Genomic DNA, 23201 nt, shown 5'->3' with positions numbered 1-23201 from the left:
GACTTTTTCTTTTTTCCTTGGTATCGTTACTAATAGTTCAACAGTTGAACTAAATGGACAAATGCCGCCGTGCAAGAGAGCATCTGGTTGATTGTGCAATCATGAAACAAACGGAGGTGAATCAATGCCGGGACGAAACATCGATGAGTGGATTGACCGCTATTTGTCCGTGTCGTTTCTCGTGATGAAACGCGGAGCGGCGCTTGTCAAAGGCAGTCTTTGCGAAGAGATGACGCACGATCAATATTATTTGCTTCGCTACATCCGCAGGCGGGGGGCGTGCACGTCAACGGAGCTCGCTGCGATGTTTGGCGTGAACAAAAGCGCGGTGACGGCGATGACAAATCGCCTCGTCGACAAAGGCTGGCTGCGCCGCGACCGTGACGAGAACGACCGGCGCGTCATCGTCTTATCGCTGACGGAGCAGGGGGAAGCATGGGTAGAGGAAATGGACCGCAGCGTCTATCGGCTCGTCGAAGAAGTGATCGCCCGCTTTCCAGAGGAGGAGATCGAAACGTTCATCCGTACGTATGAACGGTTGGCCCGCGTGCTGCAGGAGGTGGAAGAAGCGAAATGAGGGCGATGATCAAAGGAAGATGGTTTGTGCTTGCGGCGTGGATCATCATGGCGGCGGTGCTTGTGATGACCGCGCCGAACATGGGCGAGCTTGTCAGGGAAAAAGGGCAGCTGAGCGTGCCGGACGGCTACTCGTCGTCATTGGCGGCAAAATTGATCAAAGAGGCAAACGGCCAGGAAAACAAACAAAATGAACGATCCGCGGTGCTTGTCTTTTACCAAAAAGGCGGGCTGACGGCGGACGATAAAAAAGAGATTGAACGGGCGGTAAACGCGCTCGAAAAGAAAAAAGAGGAACTTCATGTCACGAACATCGTCTCGCCGTTTGCCAACCGGGAGCTGGAAAAAGAACTCATCTCCAAAGATGGAACGACGATGCTCATTTCCGTCAGCATCGACCCGGCCGGGCGGACGGCGAAGCAATTGACCGACGCCCTGTATAAAGCGGTCGATGGCGTCAAGGTCGAGCATTATTTCACCGGCGGCTGGATGATCGATGAAGATGTCGTGACGAGCTCGCAGGAAGGCGTGAAGAAAACGGAAGGGATCACGGTCGTCTTTATTTTAATTGTGTTGCTCGCCGTGTTCCGCTCGCCGGTGGCGCCGCTCATTCCGCTGCTCGCGGTCGGGGCGACGTATGTCGTCTCGCAGTCGGTCGTTGCGTTTTTAGTAGATAAAGTGAATTTCCCGCTGTCGACGTTCACGCAAACGTTTTTAGTCGCGGTGTTGTTTGGCATTGGGACCGACTATTGCATTTTGTTGCTGAGCCGGTTTAAAGAAGAACTGGCGAAACGCGGCGATCGGGTGGAAGCGATCGTCGCCACGTACCGGACGGCTGGGAAAACGGTGGCCGCAAGCGGCATTGCCGTCATGATCGGCTTTGCGGCGATCGGTTTGTCGACGTTTAAGCTGTACCAATCGGCGGCGGCCGTCGCCGTTGGGGTAGCGGTGCTGCTTTTGGCGCTCGTGACGCTTGTGCCGTTTTTCATGGCCGTGCTTGGCGAGAAGCTGTTTTGGCCGGTGCGGGGGAAGCTCGAGCATGGGCAAAGCCGGCTTTGGCTCGCGGCTGGCCGATTTGCGTTCGCCCGTCCGCTTTTGGCGCTGGCGATTGTCGCCGTCGTGACCGTGCCGGTGTTGGCGACGTATGATGGCAAACTGTCGTTTGATTCCATGGAAGAGATCGGCGATCATTATCGTTCCGTCAAAGCGTTTGACATCATTGCCGATCATTTCAATCCGGGAGATGCCATGCCGACGCAGGTGGTATTGAAAAGCAAAGAGCCGCTTGATTCGGAAGAAGGGCTGGCGTTGATTGAGAAAATGAGCCGTGAGATCGAAAAAGTTGATGGCGTGGCGAGCGTCCGCTCGGCGACGCGTCCGACGGGAGAGCCGATTCAGGAGCTGTATGTCACCGAACAGGCGAAACAGCTGAAAAGCGGCCTTGGCGCCGGCAAAGAGGGCATTGAGAAAATCGGCTCCGGCCTTGAGGCGGCAAGCCAAAAGTTGTCCTCGTCCGCTCCGCAGCTGAAGCAGGCGTCATCCGGCGTCGGCCAGCTCGTCTCCGGAACGGAGCGGCTTGAAGACGGCCTGCGCCAGCTGCAAACCGGTCTCAGTCAAATTGAACAAGGGGTGCGCCGGGGAGCAATGGGCGCCGGTGAGTTGAAAAACGGCTTAGTGACGCTTCGCGACAATGCGAAAAAGCTGCAGGAAGGCGCCACGCAGCTGCTTGACGGCTACAAGCAGGCGGAACAAGGACTGTCGGCGCTAAGCGGCCAGTACCGGCAAATCGAAGCGGGATTAAAAGCTGTCGCCGCTCAGCTTGCCGCCGTGCAGACGATGCTCGGGCAAGTCGAACAGTCGCATCCGGAACTCCGTCAAGATGGACAATACCAACAAGCGAAAATGACGGTCGCCGCCTTGTCCGGCCAGACGAAACAAATGGCGGACGGACTCACGCAATTGAACGGGGCGCTTGAGCAGGCGCGCGCCGGTTTGGCGAAAGCGAACGAATCGTTCGCCCAACTCGCGGCTGGTCAAGCGGCGGTCAACGGCGGCTTGGATCAAGTCATTGCCGGGCTTAGTGAGCTCGAAGCCGGATTGACGAAAGCGGCCGACGGCCAGAAACAGGCGGTTGACAAATTGCCGCAATTCTCCCGAGGGCTTGAGCAAGTGAACGGCGGCCAGCGCCAATTGCTTGAGCATTTCTCCGCGCTTGGCGGCCAGCTCGGCCAGCTTGTAAATGGCTTGGACCAAAGCGCGTCCGGCCTTCAAAAAGTGGCGGACGGCCTCGGAACGGCGGAAACGTATTTAGCCGATTTGTCATCGGCCCCGGAGAAAGAAATGGCCGGCTGGCACATGCCGAAAGAGGCGCGCGAAAGCAAAGACTTTGCGCAGGCGAAAGACGCGTATATGTCGAAAGACCGCCACATCGTGACGTTCGACGTCGTTTTAAAAGAAAATCCGTATTCAACATCGGCGCTCGGCCGCATCGATGACATTCGCGCCGCGGCCGAACGGGCAGTGAAAGGAACGAAGTGGGAAGACGCGACGATCGCTGTCGGCGGCGTCACCAGCACGTACGCCGATTTGCAGGCGATTTCGAACGCCGACTATCGGCATACCGCGGTGCTTATGCTCATTGGCATCGCCATCGTGTTGGCGGTGCTGCTCCGTTCGCTGATCATGCCGCTTTATTTGATCTTGTCGCTCGTGTTGACGTATTACACGTCGATGGCCGTCACCGAGCTCATTTTCGTCAACGGCCTTGGCTATGCCGGCTTGAACTGGGCGGTGTCGTTCTTCGCCTTTGTGCTGCTTTTGGCGCTCGGCATCGACTACAGCATCTTCCTGATGGATCGGTTCAACGAATACCGCGGCCGGCCGGTGAAGGAAGCGATGCTGTCGGCGATGGGCCATATGGGGACGGTCATCATCTCGGCCGCCGTCATTTTAGGCGGAACGTTCGCCGCGATGTATCCGTCCGGCGTCTTGTCGCTTTTGCAAATTGCGACGATTGTGCTGACAGGGCTCCTGCTTTACGCCCTCGTCGTCCTGCCGCTTTTCGTCCCGGTCATGGTCCGCACGTTCGGCCGCGCGAACTGGTGGCCGTTTCGGCAACCGGTGAGTGAAGCGGACGGACTGGAACAACAAAAAATTAGTTGAGAAGGCGGGCCATCGCTGCTTCCCAAGATCTAGGAAGCGGCGTTCTTTTTTAGGGAGAACGGAAAGGATGCCGACCTTCTAATCAAGAGAATGTACGTTCTGTTCGTGTTGCTTGATCATCTTCCAGTGATTCATTCCCCTCAATCATGATTCTATTTCACGAGCATATTTTTTCCGTTTTTGCCCAATGTAAAGGTATGATGAGTGATAGGGAACATTCCAGAACCTAAAGGAGGAATGACGCCATGACGAAACGAGTGCTCATGGTGGTGACGAACCATACGACGATCACCGACGACCATAAAACCGGGCTTTGGCTTGAAGAGTTTGCCGTGCCGTACTTGGTGTTTAAAGAAAAAGGGTATGACGTGAAAGTGGCGAGCATTCAAGGCGGTGATGTGCCGCTTGACCCGCGCAGCATCAATGAAAAAGACCCGTCTTGGGCCGAGGCGGAAGCAGCGCTGAAACATACAGCGCGCTTAAGCAAAGACGATGCACACGGGTTTGACGCCATTTTCCTTCCCGGCGGGCATGGGACGATGTTCGATTTTCCCGACAACGAAACGCTGCAATACGTCTTGCAGCAGTTTGCCGAAGACGGCCGGATCATCGCCGCTGTCTGCCACGGTCCGTCAGGGCTGGTGAACGCCACATACAAAGACGGTACGCCGATTGTGAAAGGAAAAACGGTCACGTCGTTTACAGACGAAGAAGAACGCGAAGTCGGGCTTGACGTCCATATGCCGTTTTTGTTGGAGTCCACCTTGCGCCTGCGCGGGGCGAATTTCGTCCGCGGCGAGAAGTGGACCGATTTCTCGGTGCGCGACGGCAACTTGATCACTGGGCAAAACCCGCAATCAAGCCGAAGCACGGCGGAGAAAGTCGTCGCCGCGCTGGAAGAACTGGCGTGAGCGATATCAGCTGAACTTGTGACAAGACGCTGCTTTTTTGGCGCGTCTTGTTTTTTTGGCACGATTTTCTGGCCGTTGTCCGGAAATGAATCCCGGTCAGTCAAGAGTTTGTGGAGAACTCTTTTCGGTTCACCACGTATGTTGTCGCCCACCAGTTAGCAAACCATTTTTATGTATTGATATCGTAAGCGTTTTTGGACTTTCATCTGTCATGGTAAGGTAGTGAAGCTGCAATCGATTTTTTACACCAAAACAAAATTCCGAAGAACTGACAGTGCTTAATGGGGCGGCATCCCGGACGACTGATGAAGATAAGGGATATTTTGACGTACCGTATCGGGATTACAATTCATTCACGTTCTGCTGGAATGGATTATTTTGTACGAGCAACGGAAAAATCGAAGGCCATCGATGGCGCGGCAGAATAGGCCGTCTAATGATCCCGGCTCACTAGGCTGGGTGGGGACAGCCTTTTGGTTGTTTGCGGATGAAAAGCCATTTTCTTCATACGTAAAACGAAACATGTGGAAAGGATGGGAAACGGTGTCGTTCAGTTACTACGGGTCGACCTGTGCAACGGAGCCAACGCTGCCGTTTCCCATGGATGTGATTGAAACAATTACCGGTGCTTGGCGATGTCAAGCGCCTTTTTCGTATTGGCAAAATGAAGCTTGGCGCACGTCTCGAGCATCTCTTCCCCTCGCTCGCGGATGATCCGGGCCGCGGCTTCGTCAACGATGGCGCCGGCGCCTTTCGGGAGCAAAAGGCCGACGGTGCGGGATAATCGCTCCATCTCTTCTAAAAACACATAGCGGGCGATGATCGAGGCGGCGGCGACAGCCACGTGCACGCTTTCTGCTTTTGGCAGGCAATGCACCCGCTCGCTTACGATGCGCGTTTCATCAGCGAGGCAGCGGAAATACGAGCCGCGTTCTAAAAACTGATCGATGATGATCGCTTCTGGTTCGATGGGCGCGATGGCGTCAACAAGTTTCGCGAGCGTCCGGTTGTGAAGCAGCGCCTTCATTTTCGTCTGCGGCATTCCGCTTCGCTGCCAGCGGTTGTATTCGGCGTTATCAAGCACAGTGACGGCATACGGCGCCGTTTCCATGATGGCGGGGGCGATTTTGTGGATCGCCTCGTCCGTTAGTTGCTTTGAATCTTTCACGCCAAGCGCCGCGATTTTGGCGATATGCGACCGATCAACGTAGGCGGCGGCGACGACGATCGGGCCGAAATAGTCCCCGGTGCCGACTTCATCCGAACCGATGGCAGAAAGCTTCTCGAGCCTATGTTCCAATGGGGGCGAGGCGGTCTCTCTCTCCTGTCGTTTGCCTGGATCAGCCCCCCTCTTCACCATCCATTTCCCTGCTTCTTGCTCCGCCGCTTTCCCTTGAAACAGCACTTTGCCTGAGCGGTAGGCGGTGATGACGACATCCGGGCGCTTGACGGCAAACAACGCTCCGGCCGGAAGCCGGTCGGATAAGGCGTCTTGGTAGTGGGCGCGCAAGGCGTCAAGCAGCTGTTGATCGGCTTGAATCACATAGTTTGACAATGTTCGATCGCTCCTTTATCTTCTCTATCGTCGCTGTGTGTCGCATCTTTCCATTATACCAGCGTTCATGATATGATAAACAGTAGGATTTTGCGAAATGGGGGAGAAAGTTTGACAGGACAGCCAAAAACGCGGGTGAGCGTCCGCATCTATGGTCAAGACTACACGATCGTCGGCGCGGAAAGCCCAGCCCATATCCGGCTCGTGGCGGCGTTCGTTGACGATAAAATGCATGAATTCAGTGAGAAAAATCCGATGCTCGATGTGCCGAAACTGGCCGTTTTGACGGCCGTCAATATTGCCAGTGAGTATTTGAAGTTAAAGGAAGAATACAACCGGCTTCGTGAACAGCTGAAGAAGGAGAAGGATGGGGAACGCGATGATTGATGTCGTGCTGCTGTTTGTCCTGTTGCTGGGGGCGATGATCGGGCTGAAGCGCGGCTTTATTCTCCAATTCATTCATATGGCCGGGTTTTTCATTGCCTTTTTCGTTGCTTATCAGTATTATGAGCGGTTTGTACCGACATTGCGCCTTTGGATTCCATATCCGACGTTCGGCGATCCGGAGACGATGAAGCTGCTGTTTCAGAGCACCCATTTAGACGATGCCTATTATCGGGCGATTTCCTTTGCACTTTTATTTTTTGTGGTGAAAATCGTGCTTCAAATCGTCGGCTCGATGCTCGATTTCGTCGCCCAGCTGCCGCTGTTGCGCAGCGTCAACCGTCTGGCGGGGGCGGCGCTCGGATTTGCGGAAGTGTATTTGCTCGTCTTTTTGCTTTTGTATATCGGGGCGCTCGTGCCGATTGACAGCGTGCAGGAGCAGCTGCAGCATTCGCTCATGGCGACCGTGATTGTGAAACATACGCCGGTGTTGTCGGAGATGCTTGGCAACTGGTGGATTCATGGCCGCGTCTGATGACCTGCTTGAAGGACGACAAACGCTTTCACCGATTCATGACTATGTTTGCTGGAATGTGGCCGTGGTGTTGGAAAGAGAGGGGACGGCATGGACATAAACAAAAAAGATGTCATCCGCCTGTTGGAAACGATTGCGTTATATTTGGAAATCAAAGGGGAGAATCCGTTTAAAGTGAACGCATTCCGCAAGGCGGCAAGCGCGTTGGAGGCGGATGAGAGGAGCCTCGCGGAAATTAGCGACTTTACCGCCATCCCTGGCATCGGCAAAAGCACAGCGGCGATCATCACCGAATTTATCAAGAGCGGCTCGTCGTCGGTGCTGAATGAACTAAAACGCGATGTTCCGGAGACGCTGCTCGCCTTGCTCAAACTGCCGGGGCTTGGCGGCAAAAAAATCGCCAAGCTGCATCAGGAGCTTGGCATTGTCGATATGGACGGATTGAAAGAAGCGTGCTTGGCTGGAAAAGTGCGCGCGCTTGCCGGTTTTGGCGCGAAAACGGAAGAAAAGCTGCTTGCGGCCATTGAAAAGGCAGGCAAACGCCCCGAGCGGCTGCCGCTCGCCCGGGTGCTCGCGATCGCGGCGGACATTGAACGCCAGCTCGCTTGTCTTGATGGCGTGATTCGCTTCTCGCGGGCCGGCAGCTTGCGGCGCTTGAACGAAACGGTGAAAGATTTGGATTATGTCATCGCTACCGATCGTCCGGCCGAGGTGCGCGACGGGCTGCTCGGCTTTGAGCGCATCCGCGAAGTGCTCGCCGCCGGGGAGACGAAAGTGTCGCTTCTTTTTCAGTATGATGATGAAATTGCGGCTGATTTCCGTCTCGTCGGCGAGGACGAGTTTGCGACCGCGCTTCACCATTTTACCGGATCGAAGGACCATAATGTGCGCATGCGCCAGCTCGCCAAAGAGCGCGGGGAGAAAATCAGCGAATATGGCGTGGAAGACCAAGCGACAGGCAAGGTGAAAACGTTCCCCGATGAATCGGCGTTTTACGCCCATTTCGGGCTGCCGTACATTCCCCCGGAGCTGCGTGAAGATGGCACGGAAGTCGATCGATATTCTTCTGATGATCCACTTGTCCATTTTGACGATATCCAAGGCGACCTGCATATGCATTCGGCATGGAGCGACGGCGCGTGTTCGCTCGAGGAGCTCGCCGAAGCGTGCCGCCGCCGCGGCTATCGGTATATCGCCATTACCGACCATTCGCACTATTTGAAAGTCGCCAACGGCTTGACCCCGGATCGGTTGCGGCGCCAGCGCGAGGAAATTGAGCGGCTGAACGCGCGCTATTCGGATTTTACGATTTTGGCCGGCATTGAGATGGATATTTTGCCGGACGGGACGCTCGATTACGACGATGACGTGCTCAAGGAGCTTGATTTTGTCATCGCCGCCATTCACTCTGCGTTCAAACAGCCGCGCGAGACGATCATGAAACGGCTTGAGGCGGCGCTTCGCCACCCGTACGTCGATGTCATTGCTCATCCGACCGGAAGGCTGATCGGCCAGCGCGACGGCTATGACGTCGATATCGAGCGGCTCATCGAGCTGGCGGCGGAGACGAACACGGTGCTTGAGTTAAACGCCAACCCAAACCGGCTCGACTTGTCGGCGGCCTACGTGAAAAAAGCCCAGGAAGCGGGGGTGTACATTGCCATCAACACGGACGCCCACCATTTGGACATGCTCGAGGATATGGCGATCGGCGTAGCGACGGCAAGAAAAGGTTGGATCCATAAGGAAACGGTCATCAACACATGGCCGCTTGACAAGCTGCGGCAGTTTTTGCGCGACAAACGAACGAAATGAATGAGCTGGGGGTCAGATACGTGCAACGAAAAGTGCTTCACACCTTGGAGTTTGATAAAGTGAAAGAGCAGTTGGCTGAGCATGCGTCCTCGCCGCTCGGTTTGGAAAAAATCGACGCTCTCATGCCGTCTTCTGACTTGGAGGAGGTGGCCGCCTGGCTTGACGAAACGGATGAAGCCGCCGCTGTTTTGCGGCTTGCTGGCTATGTGCCGCTTGACGGAGTAGTCGACATCCGTCCGCATCTCAAGCGGGCGGCGATCGGCGGCACGCTCAGCCCGCAAGAGCTGCTTGAAGTGGCGGCCACCTCGGCCGCAAGCCGGCAAATGAAGCGGCTGATCGCGGATCTCTATGACGAGCATGGCGGACTTGAGCGGCTTTTCCGTTATGCGGACACATTGGCTGAAGCGCCGGAACTCGAGCATGACGTTCGCCGCTCGATCGATGACCATGGCGAAGTGCTGGATGCCGCAAGCGACCGCCTCCGCTCGCTGCGCGGGCAAATTCGGTCAGTGGAAGCGCGCATCCGCGAGAAACTTGAGAGCATCATCCGCTCGCCGTCGGCGCAAAAGCGGCTGTCGGACGCCATCATTACGATCCGCAATGACCGATATGTCATCCCGGTGAAACAAGAGTATCGCGGCGCCTACGGCGGCATCGTCCACGACCAGTCGGCGTCCGGGGCGACGCTGTTTATTGAACCGCAGGCGGTCGTCGAGTTGAACAATGCGCTCCGCGAAGCGCGGGCGAAAGAAAAGCAAGAAATCGAACGCATTTTGCGCGAACTTTCGGCAAAAGTCGCTGAGCAGGCCGAGCCGCTTGCGCGGACGGTCGAAGCGCTCGCGGCGCTTGATTTTGCGTTCGCCAAGGCGAAATACGCCCGCCGGTTGCAAGCCGCGAAGCCAGCGGTCAATAGCCGAGGCTATCTTCGTTTTTTGCAGGCACGCCATCCGCTGCTGGATCAAGAAAAGGCGGTGCCCAATGATATTGAATTGGGCGGCGACTATACGACGATCGTCATCACCGGGCCGAACACCGGCGGAAAAACGGTGACGTTAAAAACGATCGGCTTGTTGACGCTCATGGCGCAAGCGGGGCTGTTCATCCCGGCGGCCGACGGATCGGAAGCGGCGGTGTTCCGTTCCGTTTTCGCCGATATCGGCGATGAGCAGTCGATCGAACAAAGCTTGAGCACGTTCTCGTCCCATATGGTCAATATCGTTGACATTTTGCGCCATGTCGATGGTGAAAGCCTTGTGCTGTTTGACGAGCTTGGGGCTGGCACCGACCCGCAGGAAGGGGCGGCGCTCGCCATCGCCATCTTGGATGAAGTGCACGGGCGCGGGGCGCGAACGGTGGCGACGACGCATTATCCCGAATTGAAAGCGTACGGCTACAACCGCCCCGGCGTCGTGAATGCCAGCGTCGAGTTTGACACCGAAACGCTCTGCCCGACGTATAAACTGTTGATCGGCATCCCCGGCCGCAGCAACGCCTTTGATATTTCGCGCCGCCTTGGGCTTGATGAACGCATCATCGAGCGGGCGAAAGCGCAAGTGAGCGCCGAAAGCCATAACGTAGAAAACATGATCGCTTCGCTTGAACGAAGCAAAAAGCAAGCGGAGGAAGATGAAGCGCGGGCGCGCGCGGCGCTTGAGGAAGCCAAGCGGCTGCGCGCCGAATGGGAACAAAAATGGGAAGAGCTCGAAGAAGAAAAAGCGGAGCGGCTGGCGGAAGCAACGCAAAAAGCAGCCGACATCATCCGCGCCGCGGAACGCGAAGCCGAGCGGATCATCCAGGAGCTGCGCCGCTTGCAAAAAGAAAAGCAGGCGGAAGTGAAAGAGCATGAGCTCGTCGAGGCGAAACAGCGGCTCGCTGCCGCTATGCCGAAAGTGGAGAAGCGGAAAAAGGCGAAAAAGGCTGCTTCACGCCATGTGTTCCAGCCGGGTGATGAAGTGAAGGTGACGAGCCTCAACCAAAAAGGCTACTTGATCGAAAAAGTGTCGGACGACGAATGGCAAGTGCAGCTCGGCATTTTGAAAATGAAAATTCATGAGCGTGATTTGGAGTATATCGGCAGCGCGCCGGCGAAAGATGTGACGCCGATTGCGACGGTGAAAGGCAAGGACGCCCATGTTAGCCTCGAGCTTGACTTGCGCGGCGAACGGTACGAAGATGCTCTCATTCGGCTTGAGAAATACTTGGATGATGCTGTGCTCGCCGGATATGCGCGCGTTTCGATCATCCACGGCAAAGGGACGGGCGCGCTCCGCCAAGGAGTGCAGCAGTTTTTAAAACAACACCGGGCGGTGAAAAGCTTCCGGTTCGGAGAGGCGAATGAAGGCGGCACCGGGGTGACGATCGTTGAACTGAAATGATGGGGGCGATGGCAATGGCGTCGTTTTGGGAGCACGACATGGTGAAAACGGCGGCCAATTTCAGCGTCGCCGTGTTGTGCATCGTCGTCTTTTTAGCCGTATTTGAATTGGTGACGAAGTACAAAAACTGGGAAGAGATTCGCAAAGGCAATGTGGCGGTGGCGATGGCAACCGGCGGGAAAATTTTCGGCATCGCCAACATTTTTCGCTATGCGCTCGCCCGCCATGAGTCGCTGCCGTCGATGATTGGCTGGGGGCTGTACGGGTTTTTGCTTCTGCTCGCCGCGTACTTTATTTACGAATTTTTGACGCCGAAATTCAATATTGATGACGAAATTGCCAATGACAACCGGGCCGTCGGCTTGATTTCCATGGCGATTTCCGTCGGCTTGTCGTTTGTCATCGGCGAAGGCATTCAGTAAAGGGGAACAACGAATGAACGCAGTAGTGAAATGGTTGTTGATTGCGGTCGGGCTGTTTTTGATCGCCGGCATCGTCTATATGGCCGTGCGCAACCGATCGGTCGATGTGCTGGCGAAAATCTTGTTTGTCATCTGCGCGTGCTTTTTCTTCGTTGGTTTGGTGTACTGGTTTTGGTAACGCTCGGTTCAAGCCCGGCGTTCTTTTTTTTTGATGAAAAATTGAAAATAGTAAAATAAAATAGAAGTAAGGGGGGATTGGGATGGAAAAACCGTGGCTTGCTCACTACCCGCCGGAGATTCCGCACACGCTCGACTATCCAAAGAAAACGCTTTCCGACTATTTGCGGGAGACGGCGGAACAATTCGGAGACCATGAGGCGATCGACTTTTTCGGAAAGACGATGACGTTTCGCGAGCTGTACGAGCAAGCGTTGACATTCGCGCATTATTTGCGGACGATCGGATTGAAAAAAGGGGATCGGGTGGCGATTATGCTGCCGAACTGCCCGCAGGCGGTCATCAGCTACTACGGGACGCTCCTAGCCGGCGGCATCGTCGTGCAGACGAACCCGCTTTACACCGAGTATGAGCTTGAATACCAGCTGAACGACAGCGGCGCCTCGGTGCTCGTGACGATGGATCTTCTGTATCCAAAGGCGGAAAAGGTGAAAGGGAGGACGCCGGTCAAACATTGGATTGTCACGAGAATGCAAGATTATTTGCCCACGGTGAAGAAATGGCTGTATCCGCTTGTGCAGCGGAAGCAAAACATGCCCATCGTCCGCATCGAGGAAAGCGAAACCGTTCATATGTTCCGCACGATCGTCAGTCAGAAGGAAACCGCTCCGATCGGGGTGGACATCGATCCGGTGGAAGATGTGGCGCTGCTGCAATATACAGGCGGCACGACGGGACATCCGAAAGCGGCCATGTTGACGCATCGCAACTTGATCGCCAATACGCTCATGTGCGCCCATTGGGTGTATAAATGCGAAAAAGGAAAAGAAACGGTGCTCGGTGTGCTTCCGTTTTTCCACGTGTACGGCATGACGACGGTGATGAATTTGTCCGTGATGATGGCGAGCAAAATGGTGCTGCTCCCGCGCTTTGATGTCAAGCAAACATTAAAAGCAATCGAGCGCACCCGGCCGACGATGTTCCCAGGCGCGCCGACGATGTACATCGCTTTGTTGAACCATCCGGATTTGCCGAAATATGATTTATCCTCGATCAACGTCTGCATCAGCGGCTCCGCTCCGCTGCCGGTCGAGGTGCAGGAGCAGTTTGAACGGGCGACGGGCGGAAAGTTGATTGAAGGCTATGGGTTAACCGAGGCGTCCCCTGTCACCCACAGCAACTTCCTTTGGGACGGGGAGCGGGTGAAAGGAAGCATCGGCGTTCCGTGGCCGGATACGGACGCGAAAATCATTTCCTTGGAAACGGGTGAGGAAGCAAAGCCGGGAGAGCGTGGAGAACTCGTCGTGCGCGGGCCGCAAGTGATGAAAGGCTACTGGAATCGTCCGGAAGAGACCGAGCAAGTGCTGCGCGACGGATGGCTGTATACAGGTGACATTGGATATATGGATGAGCGTGGGTATTTTTATATCGTCGACCGCAAGAAAGATGTCATTATCGCCGGCGGTTACAACATTTACCCGCGCGAAGTCGAAGAAGCGCTGTATGAGCACCCGAAAGTGCAGGAAGCGGCCGTGATCGGCGTTCCGGATCCGTACCGCGGCGAGACGGTGAAAGCGTTCGTCGTGTTAAAGCCGGGGGAGATGTGCAGCGAACAGGAGCTTGACGCGTTTATGCGCCAGCGCCTGGCTGCTTACAAAGTGCCGCGCATCTACGAGTTCCGCAGCGAATTGCCGAAGACGGCGGTCGGCAAAATTTTGCGCCGCGTGTTGGTGGAAGAGGAGAAAAAGAAGCTTGACAAATCGGCAGAATTGCCCGTAAAATGAAAATATGAATGATGGTTCATTCATTTGGCGGATGGAAAGTGAGAAAAGGAGAATCCATATTGCGGAGGGAAAAGCCGAAATTTAAGCAAATCATTGACGCTGCCGTCGTCGTCATCGCCGAGCACGGCTACCATCAAGCACAGGTGTCGAAAATCGCCAAGCAGGCCGGTGTCGCCGACGGCACGATCTACCTTTATTTTAAAAACAAAGAGGATATTTTAATTTCGCTTTTTCAGGAAAAGATGGGGGCGTTCATCGAGAAAATTGAACAAGAGACAGAAGGAATTTCAAGCCCCCTAGAGAAATTGTATGTATTGGTGAAAACTCATTTTTCCGCCCTCGCCGCTGATCCGCATATGGCGGTCGTGACGCAGCTTGAGTTGCGCCAGTCGAACAAAGAGCTGCGCCATCGCATCAATGAGGTGCTGAAAGGATATTTGCGGCTCATCGACCGCATCATCATGGAGGGGATGGAAAAAGGGGAGTTTCGCCAAGATTTAGACGTCCGGCTCACTCGGCAAATGATCTTTGGCACCCTGGATGAAACGGTGACGACGTGGGTGATGAACGAGCAAAAGTATGACTTGGCCGCCCTCGCCGATCCGGTGTACGAACTGCTCGTCAAAGGGTGCGCCGCCGGACGTTAGGAAAGGCAGAAAGGGGAGAGGCTTCATGGACTTTTTTCGTTTGGCGAAAGAGGAGTTCGTCGCCGTCGTGACGTTTTCGCGGCCGCCGGCGAACGCCCTTTCATCAGCGGTTTTGAAAGAGCTTTCAACCGTGTTGGACGAGCTCGAGACCGACCCGGACGTGCGCGTCGTGTTGCTTCATGGCGAGGGGCGGTTTTTCTCAGCCGGCGCCGATATTAAAGAATTCACGTCCATCGCTTCCGTCGAGGAGGCATCCGGCTTGTCGCGCAACGGCCAACTCGTGATGGAGCGGATCGAACGCTTTTCCAAACCAGTCATTGCGGCGATTCACGGCGCCGCATTAGGCGGTGGGTTGGAGCTGGCTATGAGCTGCCACATTCGTGTGGTGGCGGAAAACGCCAAACTCGGCCTTCCGGAGCTGCAGCTTGGCATCATCCCTGGATTTGCTGGCACGCAGCGGCTTGTGCGCTACGTCGGCTTTGGCAAAGCGGCGGAAATGATGTGGACGAGCGAGCCGATCACCGGACTCGAAGCGGTTGAATGGGGGCTTGCCAACAAGGCGGTGCCGGAAGAGCGGCTTCTTGATGAAGCAAAAGCGTTGGCGAAAAAGATCGCCGCCAAAAGTCCGCTTTCCGTCCGTGCGACGATTGAACTGCTCAACGCCGCGAAGGAAAAATCGTTTGCCGAGGCAGTGCGCGAGGAAGCGGAATGGTTTGGCCGCGTGTTTGTATCCGAGGATGCAAAAGAAGGCGTGCAGGCGTTTTTGGAAAAACGGCCGCCTGTCTTTAAAGGGAAATGATCCCTGTAAATATCTGAATGTTGGAACATGAAACAATGTTCGACCAAACCGAGGAGGGGAACGACATGAACATTTTTGTGTTGATGAAACGGACGTTTGACACAGAGGAAAAAATTTCCATCGTCAACAGCAAGATCAACGAGGAAGGTGCAGAATTCATCATCAACCCGTACGACGAATACGCCATTGAAGAAGCGATTCAAGTGCGCGACAAACACGGCGGCGAAGTGACGGTCGTCACCGTCGGCAGCGAGGAAGCGGAAAAAGAGCTGCGCACGGCGCTCGCCATGGGCTGCGATAAAGCGGTGCTCATCAACATTGACGATGATGTCGAAGAACAAGACCAATATACGACGGCGAAAGTGCTCGCTGAATACTTAAAAGACAAAAACCCGGACTTGATTTTAGCCGGCAACGTCGCCATTGACGGCGGTTCCGGGCAAGTCGGCCCGCGCGTTGCGGAATTGCTCGGCATTCCGTATGTGACGACGATCACGAAGCTCGACATTGCCGACGGCGGCAAAGTGACCGTTGTGCGCGACGTCGAGGGGGATGAGGAAATCATCGAAACGTCGCTGCCGCTCCTTGTCACCGCTCAACAAGGGCTGAATGAACCGCGCTATCCGTCGTTGCCTGGGATCATGAAAGCGAAAAAGAAACCGCTTGAGGAGCTGGAGCTTGACGATTTGGACCTCGAGGAAGATGATGTTGAAGCGAAAACAAAAACGATCGAAGTGTTCTTGCCGCCGAAGCGCGAAGCGGGCAAAATTTTGCAAGGCGAGATCGCCGATCAAGTGAAGGAACTCGTTCAGCTGCTCCGCTCCGAAGCGAAAGTGGTATAAGCGGAAACCGCTGTCGGCGTTCGGATGAAGCACAACGGGGAATCAAAGGATAGGGGGACTGAAACATGGCACGTAAAGTATTGACCTTAGCAGAAGTGCGGGATGGATCGCTGCGGAACGTTTCGTTTGAAGCCATTGCAGCGGCCAAAACGATCGCCGAAGGCGGGGAAGTCGTCTCGGTGCTCGTCGGCGACCAAGTGCAGGCGCATGCGAACGAACTCATTTACCGCGGTGCGGACCGCGTCGTCGTCATCGAACATCCGAATTTGAAATTTTATACATCAGATGGCTATTCGCAAGCGTTAAAAGCCGTGATTGACAAAGAGCAGCCGGAAGGCATCGTCTTCGGCCATACGGCGCTCGGCAAAGACTTGTCGCCGAAATTGGCCATCAAGCTCGACGCCGGCCTCGTTTCCGACGTCGTCGCCGTCGAAGAGGCAGGCGGCAACATCGTCTTTACCCGTCCGATCTACTCCGGCAAAGCGTTTGAAAAGAAAATCGTGACAAGCGGCATCATCTTTGCGACGGTGCGTCCGAACAACATCGCGCCTCTTGAGCGCGACGAGTCGCGCACAGGCAGCGTGGAAGCGCTCGCCGTCGAGATTAAAGACTTGCGCGCGATTGTCAAAGAAGTCGTCCGCAAAACGGCGGAAGGCGTCGACTTGACCGAGGCGAAAGTGATCGTCGCCGGCGGCCGCGGCGTCAAAAGCGCCGAAGGCTTCAAGCCGCTCAAAGAGCTCGCCGAAGTGTTGGGCGGCGCGGTCGGCGCTTCGCGCGGGGCGTGCGATGCCGGCTATTGCGACTACTCGCTGCAAATCGGGCAAACGGGGAAAGTCGTCACGCCGGACCTTTACATCGCTTGCGGCATTTCAGGCGCCATCCAGCATTTAGCGGGGATGTCCAACTCGAAAGTCATCGTCGCCATTAACAAAGACCCGGAAGCCAACATCTTTAAAGTCGCGGACTACGGCATTGTCGGCGATTTGTTCGAAGTCGTTCCGCTCCTCACCGAAGAGTTCAAAAAACTGAAAGTGCATTCGTAATGAACAACACGGGCGGCTGCAGCCGTCCGTTTTTTGACGGATAAATTCCGCGGCAAAAGCGAATAGTAGAAACGAAGCAAAACATTCGCGCCGACATGCATTCCATGGTATACTTTGCTTGCAGCATTCAAGAAGATGGGAGGGAATCCATATGGCGATTGTCAACGCCACTGACCAAACGTTCGCCGCAGAAACGAAAGACGGCCTCACGCTCGTTGACTTTTGGGCGCCATGGTGCGGACCGTGCCGCATGATCGCTCCGGTGCTGGAAGAGCTTGACCGCGAAATGGGCGACAAAGTGAAAATCGTCAAAGTGAATGTCGATGAAAACCAAGAAACAGCGTCGAAGTTCGGCGTCATGAGCATCCCGACGCTGCTCGTGTTCAAAAACGGCGAACTTGTCGATAAAGCGATCGGCTATCAGCCGAAAGAGGCGCTTGTGCAGCTGGTTGGCAAACATGTGTCATAACGGAGAAAGAAGGAAATCCAGAGGGGAAGAAGCCTCTGGATTTTTTTATTTAAGGTGTGATCAGCCAGGAAGAGAGGATTTTCAGCAAGAGGGGAGTCCTCTCTTTTTCATCATGTGTTGACATTGAAATTCATTTTCTCTTATAATCTTATTGTATTGATATTGATTATCATTTTTTGGATGTGTGAACGGGGGGATACATAATGTCATTGAAATGGAAGTGGCTCGCCGTGTTCGCCGCCGCGGCGTTGGCGCTTGGCGCGTGCGGCCAGAGCAAACAGACGGCGGGAACAGAAAAAGAAAGCAGCAACCAAACGGCTGTGGAAAAACAAGAAAAGCCGAAAGAGGAAGAGAAGGCGGAGAACGAGAAGGAAGAAGCGGAAGTCGATTATGCGGGAGCGTTCAGCGAAGCGCTCGCGGAGCTTGAGAAGGCGAAGCAAGGCGGGGCGGTCGACTTCGGCAAAGTGGAGAGCATCTACAAAGAAAAGCTGCAGCCGCTTGTACAAAAACGTGACGCGGAATTTGAAGATACGCTTGACCAACATATTACCAACGCACTGGCCGCCGGCAAAGACGGGTCGCTTGAGCCGTTGGTTGTCAAGCAAATTTTTGACAAGCTGATGCAAAAAGTGTTTTACACGACGATCAATCATGAGTTTACCGAAGCAGAAGAACATTGGGCCAATAAGGAAGAAGTAAAGGAAGAGCTTGAGGAAGCCAAAACCTTTTACGCGATTTTGCAGTCGACCGTGGAAAAGCGCGATGCGGCTTACGGAACGAAGTTGGTTGACGCGATCAACGGGGCGTTTGCCCAAATGGAGCAAGCGGTCCAAAACGATGATGCGCTCTCATTTGCCCTCGGCAAGCAAGTCGTGGACAAAACATTGATGAAAACATTCTATTTAGCGAGCGGAGCGCTGCCGCACGGCTATGCGGCGAAGGCGGCGGCTGCGGCCAAGGAAAACGCCGAAGAAGCCAAAGTGGAGCAGGCGGAAGGCTGGGCGTTTTATCAGTCCGTCTATCCGTATATGAAACGGCATGCCGCGGAGGAGGCGGACTACATTTTGAAACAGTTTGACCTGCAAACCGATGTCAAAACGCTCGATCCGAAAGCGGTGAACCATGCGTTCGTGCGCGGATGGGCGAAAGTGGCGCTTCACGAATATGAAGAAAGCAAAGAAAATTGGGGGCAAGACAAGTCGGTGATCACCGCCTTAGAAGGCGCGCTCTTTATTAACATGATCGAACAGGATATCAAAACGCTGCTTGGCGACAAAGCATACACCGACTTGAACGAACAGGCGACACGTTACCTAGAGGCGGCAAAGGCAAAAAACAAAGCTGAGGGTGACAAATGGCTGCCGCAAATCGAGGCTGCGCTTCAGCAAGTGATCCAGAAAGCGAACTAAATGATCAGCAAGGGTGTCCGGCGCGGCGCCCTTTTTTTGCAGGCGTCCATCCGGGGCGAAGGCAGCGATGGCTGGGCTGCCGCTTGCCTCACCGAGCCAAGGCGGGAAATGAAAACATTTGGTTTTTGCCGATTGGCCACGACGTTCCCCGACGGTTTATGGTAAGATGCTAATGGACAATGGAATTCGATGATGAGGTGAAGGCGATGAAAGTGGTGGTGACCGGGGGAGCGGGATTTATTGGCAGTCATTTGGCCGCTCGTCTGCATGAACAAGGTCATGAAGTGGCAGCGATCGATTGTTTTCATCCGTACTATCCTGTTGAGCGGAAGGAGCGGCAGTTTCACGCGCTCACCGGCGGCCGGGTGCCGCTTGTCCGCTTGGATTTGCTTGATGGGGAGCGAACGAAAAGGTGGCTGGCCGAGTTTCGCCCCGATGTCGTCTACCATTTGGCGGCGCTGCCGGGCGTGCCGTATTCGTTGGCGCATCCGCTCGCTTACATCGATTATGACATTAAGGCGACGGTGAACGTTTTGGCGGCGGCGGGGGAAGCGGGGGTGGCGCATGTGCTGTTTGCCTCATCGTCATCGGTGTACGGCGACCGCGGCAATGTCCCACTCCGGGAAGAGATGGCTGACGGCCGCGTCGTTTCGCCGTATGCGGCGGCGAAATACGGAGCGGAATCGTTTTGTCATGCCTATGCCCATTTGTATGGCTACCAAATGACGATTTTTCGCTATTTCACCGTTTACGGGCCGTGGGGTCGTCCGGATATGGCGATCGGCACGTTTTTGCGCCGATTGCTGGCGGGCGAGGAGATTGTCGTATATGGCAAAGGAACGGCGCGTGATTATACGTACATCGATGATATTGTGGAGGGCATGATCGCAGCACTTCACCGCAGCGGTGGGCGAAGCGAAGTGTTCAACTTGGGCGCCGGGGCGCCCGTCACCATGGAGCAGCTGCTCGCTGAGTTGCGGAAGCACTTTCCCGATCTGAAAATCGTGCACGCGCCGGAGCGGAAAGGCGATGTGAAAGCGACATGGGCGGACATCACGAAGGCGGAGCGGGCGTTTGGTTACAAGCCGAAGGTGGCGTTTGCCGAAGGGCTCGCCCGCACGGTGGCGTGGGCGCGCGAATATGAGCGGTAAACCGGCGGCTAAAGCGGCGTTGCAAGCAGCTGGGCTCGCGCTTCTTTTCTTTTCCGCTTGGTTGACATACCGCTGCTTTGACGGCCGGCAGATGCTCCATCATCTATCCAGGCTAGTCAGCCGCCCGATCGAGATGGCTGCCGCTGCTTTCGTATATGGCTTGTCGTTTTGGCTGCGGGCGTGGGCGTGGAAGCGATATGTCGGAAAGCCAATCGCCTTCTCTGTTTATTGGCGTGCCGTGCTGCTTAGTTTGTTTGTTAACCATCTAGCCCCAGTGAAAATCGGTGATGCTGTGCGTATGGCTTTGCTTGCCCGCCAGCCCGGTGTTTCAGCCAGCGAGGCCATTGAATCGGTGGCGGTGATGCGGCTCCTTGATATGGCGGTGCTTGGTGGATTGACTGTCATCGGGATGTATGCGTATATGCATTACATTCCCCGCATTTCTCTCTTGGCAGCGGCCGTTGCGGCCGGGTTCGTGCTGACCGTGATCGTGTTTCGCCGTCCGCTCCGCCTCGATCGGTTATGGCGGCGATGGCGGAGCGTATTTCACGGCTGGAGCGGCGCGGCGATGGTCGGGGCGGTGACGGCGAGCTGGCTGTGCGAGGCGGCAGTCATAGGCGTGATCGCCAAAGCGGTCGGTATACCGCTTTCTTTTGGACAGGCGGTGTGGGCAAACAGCGCGACCGTTTCCGGACAAATTGCCCAAATCGCTCCCGGTGGACTCGGAACGTATGAGGCGGTGATGGGGTTTGCCTTAACTACGGTTGGTGCACCGTGGGATGTGGCGTATATGGCCGCGGTGTTGACACATGCCTTTAAATTTCTGTTTTCTTACGCCGCTGGTGCCGCGGTATTGTGGTTTTGGCGGTCCGACTGGCAGGCGGTGCGGAGCGTATGGAGAAAGGAAAGGGAGAGGCGATGAAAGAAGCATCACGATTCGAAAAAATCGCGGCGCGCTGCTGGAATTTGTTGAATGAAGGAAAGCCGTTCACGCCGATTTTTGTCGTGGGAACGATGAGCATCTACCATGCCGCTGATCTTATGGGCGGCCATGCATGGACATGGCTGATTGGCCTGACGGCGGTGCTGCCGTTGTTTGTTGTCTATTATGTGTACGATTATCCACTGTTTTTGCGCAATTATTTATGGATCCCTTATGTCGTGTTTCTCATCGTTTGGTCGTTCGCTGATGCGTCGTTGTTGTTGTTGGCGTCGGGGCTTTACTTTTTCTTTACCGTCTTTTTTTGGGGGACGCTGTATTACCATTTGCGCATCGGCACGTCATGGTGGAATTTCACCCGCTTTTGGAAACTGGTGCTGAAAAACAGCGATTCGACCAGCGGCAACGCCCAAGAGCAGCTGCCAAAATGTTTTCTTCTTTTGTCCGTATGGGAATACGCTTCGCAGCAGATCGATCAAGGAGCGGCTTTGGCGCCGCTGTGCGGGGCGCTTTGGCTGTTTGCCGCTGGGGTGTGGCTGTTTTCATGGATTTTGCATCGGAATTTGTTCGACTGGCAGCCGGAGATCATTCCGACTTATACGAACAATGTGCCGAGTCCCACCGCGCCGGTCAGTGACAAAGTGTATGTCATCGTGATTGATGGGATGCGCAAAGACCGGTTTGAAGCGGCCAACGCCCCGTTTTTAAAGCGGCTGCGCGCGCAAGGGACGGAATTTGCGCAAATGGAAACCGTCTATCCGGCGCGCACGGTCGTCTGCTTCACCTCGATGCTGACGGGGACGTATCCGTTTGAGCACGGCATCCGGTCCAATATGGTATGGAAGCTTGGGGCGAAAGTGGAGACGATTTTCGATTCGCTCCGGAAAATCGGAAAAACCGGCCGCTTGCTTGGCATCGCTCATTTGGTCGATTCGTTCGGCGACGATGTCGAAACGGTGACGGCCGTCATGCCGAACGACCTCGCCGACCGTTATATCATCGAGCGGGCGAAACGCATTGTGGAAGAGCAGCACCCGGACTTGCTTGTCGTGCAATTGATCGCCACCGACCAGACCGGCCATAGCCGCGGTGTGCTGTATGACGAGTATATCGAAAAAATTGAAGAAGCCGACGCGTTGATCGCGGAGTTTGTCGGCTGGCTTGAGGAACGGGGCGAGCTCGAGCGCGCGACATTGATTGTCTGCGCCGACCATGGCCAAGCGGATGGCATCGGCGGCCACGGCCACCTCGATGAAGGGGAGCGGTATGTGCCGTTTTTTCTATACGGCCCGGCGATTGAGGCAGGAAAACGAGTCGATGAGAAAAAAAGCCTCGTTTCGCTGGCGCCGACGATCGCCTATTTGCTCGGCGCGCCGTATCCGAGCCATAGCCGTGGTCCGGTTTTGATCGAGGCGATGAGAAAGGAGGAGAGCGATGAAGAAGCAGCGCGTCATCGTCTTTTTGCCGGCGCACAATGAAGAAGAAGCGATTGGAGATGTCATCCGCCGCATTCCGCGTCATTTTCATCCCGATGTAGAGGTCATCGTCTTGGTCATTGATGATGGATCGACGGACCGAACGGCCGAAGTAGCGAAAGAAGCGGGGGCCGATATCATTTGCCGCCTGCCGGAAAACCGCGGCCTCGGTGCGGCGGTGCGGCGAGGGCTTGAAGAGTGTGTCCGTCTTGGCGCGGATATCGGCGTGATGATCGATGCTGACAACGAATATCCGCCGGAACAAATTCCTGACCTTTTAGCGCCGATTTTCACCGGTGAAGCGGACTATACGATCGGCTCGCGCTTCCTTGGCACGATTCGCGGCATGAAATGGCATCGCCGCCTTGGGAATTATTTGTTCACTTGGCTGCAGTCGCTTCTTCTAGGACAGCGGCTGTATGACGGACAGTCGGGGATGCGCGCCTTTTCGCGCCACGCGATGGAGGAGGCGGAAATCATCCACGATTACAACTACGCCCAAGTGCTGACGCTCAACTTGGTGCGCAAAGGGTTTCGCTTGAAAGAAGTGCCGATCCGCTATCAAGTGCGGACGACGGGCCGTTCGTTCATCAAATTCACCGCCTATATGACCGCGGTCATCCCGGCCATCTGGAAGGAAATGCGCCGCCCGGTGAAAAAGGTGGCCGTCGATCGAGAAGGGCATGGGCGCTCCCAAGAGCGGGCGCGCCATTGCTCGTAAGGCAGTTCG

The 23201-nt window shown here is 55.3% G+C and carries 21 protein-coding genes; 20 read left to right on the top strand and 1 reads right to left on the bottom strand.

Annotated elements, in window-relative coordinates; translation table 11 throughout:
• The first annotated feature begins 124 nt into the window (after positions 1-124).
• The 3 genes from ABS784_RS03205 to ABS784_RS03195 all read left to right on the top strand — a co-directional run bounded on the left by ABS784_RS03205 (position 125) and on the right by ABS784_RS03195 (position 4649).
• The gene (locus tag ABS784_RS03205) at positions 125-577 is read left to right on the top strand and encodes a MarR family winged helix-turn-helix transcriptional regulator (RefSeq protein WP_011232174.1); all 453 of its coding nucleotides are present in this window, start codon (positions 125-127) and stop codon (positions 575-577) included.
• Complete coding sequence (locus ABS784_RS03200; RefSeq protein WP_352511434.1) at positions 574-3738, top strand: MMPL family transporter; 3165 nt, start codon at positions 574-576, stop codon at positions 3736-3738. The genes ABS784_RS03205 and ABS784_RS03200 overlap by 4 nt, the downstream gene beginning before the upstream one ends.
• 245 nt (positions 3739-3983) lie before the next feature.
• Complete coding sequence (locus ABS784_RS03195; protein ID WP_023633477.1) at positions 3984-4649, top strand: type 1 glutamine amidotransferase domain-containing protein; 666 nt, start codon at positions 3984-3986, stop codon at positions 4647-4649.
• Positions 4650-5268: 619 nt separating this feature from the next.
• Here ABS784_RS03195 and rnhC read toward each other — a convergent pair.
• Positions 5269-6204: a ribonuclease HIII gene (gene rnhC / locus ABS784_RS03190; protein WP_352511432.1), complete on the bottom strand. Its 936-nt coding sequence runs from the start codon at positions 6202-6204 to the stop codon at positions 5269-5271.
• A 111-nt stretch (positions 6205-6315) separates the two neighbouring features.
• Here rnhC and zapA point away from each other — a divergent pair, with 111 nt between their 5' ends.
• The 17 genes from zapA to ABS784_RS03105 all read left to right on the top strand — a co-directional run bounded on the left by zapA (position 6316) and on the right by ABS784_RS03105 (position 23192).
• On the top strand, positions 6316-6591 hold the full coding sequence (gene zapA, locus ABS784_RS03185) for a cell division protein ZapA (protein WP_011232170.1): 276 nt from the start codon (positions 6316-6318) through the stop codon (positions 6589-6591).
• Positions 6584-7123: a CvpA family protein gene (locus ABS784_RS03180; RefSeq protein ID WP_053414976.1), complete on the top strand. Its 540-nt coding sequence runs from the start codon at positions 6584-6586 to the stop codon at positions 7121-7123. The genes zapA and ABS784_RS03180 overlap by 8 nt, the downstream gene beginning before the upstream one ends.
• Before the next feature lie 90 nt (positions 7124-7213).
• Complete coding sequence (polX, locus tag ABS784_RS03175; protein ID WP_352511430.1) at positions 7214-8938, top strand: DNA polymerase/3'-5' exonuclease PolX; 1725 nt, start codon at positions 7214-7216, stop codon at positions 8936-8938.
• Between the two features lie 20 nt (positions 8939-8958).
• Positions 8959-11313, top strand: coding sequence for an endonuclease MutS2 (locus ABS784_RS03170; RefSeq protein WP_352511428.1), 2355 nt, complete (start codon positions 8959-8961; stop codon positions 11311-11313).
• Positions 11314-11327: 14 nt separating this feature from the next.
• Positions 11328-11735 (top strand): DUF350 domain-containing protein, encoded by a 408-nt coding sequence (locus ABS784_RS03165; RefSeq protein WP_352511426.1) that lies wholly within the window; start codon positions 11328-11330, stop codon positions 11733-11735.
• A 13-nt stretch (positions 11736-11748) separates the two neighbouring features.
• Complete coding sequence (locus ABS784_RS03160; protein ID WP_011232165.1) at positions 11749-11913, top strand: hypothetical protein; 165 nt, start codon at positions 11749-11751, stop codon at positions 11911-11913.
• Between the two features lie 82 nt (positions 11914-11995).
• Positions 11996-13696: a long-chain-fatty-acid--CoA ligase gene (locus ABS784_RS03155; RefSeq protein ID WP_011232164.1), complete on the top strand. Its 1701-nt coding sequence runs from the start codon at positions 11996-11998 to the stop codon at positions 13694-13696.
• 59 nt (positions 13697-13755) lie between these two features.
• Positions 13756-14343 carry a fatty acid metabolism transcriptional regulator FadR gene (locus ABS784_RS03150; protein WP_011232163.1) on the top strand — a complete coding sequence of 196 codons (588 nt, stop codon included), beginning with the start codon at positions 13756-13758 and terminating at the stop codon, positions 14341-14343.
• A gap of 25 nt (positions 14344-14368) precedes the next feature.
• The gene (locus ABS784_RS03145) at positions 14369-15142 is read left to right on the top strand and encodes an enoyl-CoA hydratase (RefSeq protein WP_011232162.1); all 774 of its coding nucleotides are present in this window, start codon (positions 14369-14371) and stop codon (positions 15140-15142) included.
• Between the two features lie 65 nt (positions 15143-15207).
• Complete coding sequence (locus ABS784_RS03140; protein ID WP_033012308.1) at positions 15208-15984, top strand: electron transfer flavoprotein subunit beta/FixA family protein; 777 nt, start codon at positions 15208-15210, stop codon at positions 15982-15984.
• A 65-nt stretch (positions 15985-16049) separates the two neighbouring features.
• A complete protein-coding gene (locus ABS784_RS03135; RefSeq protein ID WP_011232160.1) occupies positions 16050-17027 on the top strand; it encodes an electron transfer flavoprotein subunit alpha/FixB family protein in 978 nt (325 codons plus the stop codon).
• A gap of 151 nt (positions 17028-17178) precedes the next feature.
• On the top strand, positions 17179-17496 hold the full coding sequence (gene trxA / locus ABS784_RS03130; RefSeq protein WP_011232159.1) for a thioredoxin: 318 nt from the start codon (positions 17179-17181) through the stop codon (positions 17494-17496).
• Between the two features lie 203 nt (positions 17497-17699).
• Entirely contained in the window at positions 17700-18905 is a 1206-nt protein-coding gene (locus ABS784_RS03125) for a hypothetical protein (protein ID WP_352511422.1), read from the top strand.
• A gap of 206 nt (positions 18906-19111) precedes the next feature.
• Complete coding sequence (locus tag ABS784_RS03120) at positions 19112-20056, top strand: NAD-dependent epimerase/dehydratase family protein (RefSeq protein WP_069304625.1); 945 nt, start codon at positions 19112-19114, stop codon at positions 20054-20056.
• Positions 20046-20978 (top strand): lysylphosphatidylglycerol synthase transmembrane domain-containing protein, encoded by a 933-nt coding sequence (locus ABS784_RS03115; RefSeq protein ID WP_138187793.1) that lies wholly within the window; start codon positions 20046-20048, stop codon positions 20976-20978. Before ABS784_RS03120 ends, ABS784_RS03115 begins: the two co-directional genes overlap by 11 nt.
• Complete coding sequence (locus tag ABS784_RS03110) at positions 20975-22474, top strand: alkaline phosphatase family protein (RefSeq protein ID WP_062898853.1); 1500 nt, start codon at positions 20975-20977, stop codon at positions 22472-22474. Before ABS784_RS03115 ends, ABS784_RS03110 begins: the two co-directional genes overlap by 4 nt.
• Positions 22431-23192: a glycosyltransferase family 2 protein gene (locus tag ABS784_RS03105; protein WP_023633488.1), complete on the top strand. Its 762-nt coding sequence runs from the start codon at positions 22431-22433 to the stop codon at positions 23190-23192. The genes ABS784_RS03110 and ABS784_RS03105 overlap by 44 nt, the downstream gene beginning before the upstream one ends.
• Positions 23193-23201: the final 9 nt, after the last annotated feature.

Source organism: Geobacillus sp. G4 (genome assembly GCF_040327975.1).
In the GTDB taxonomy this organism is placed as follows: Bacteria; Bacillota; Bacilli; order Bacillales; family Anoxybacillaceae; genus Geobacillus; species Geobacillus thermoleovorans.
Note: the sequence above shows the minus strand (reverse complement) of the source record. Positions and strands in the feature narration are given on the sequence as shown.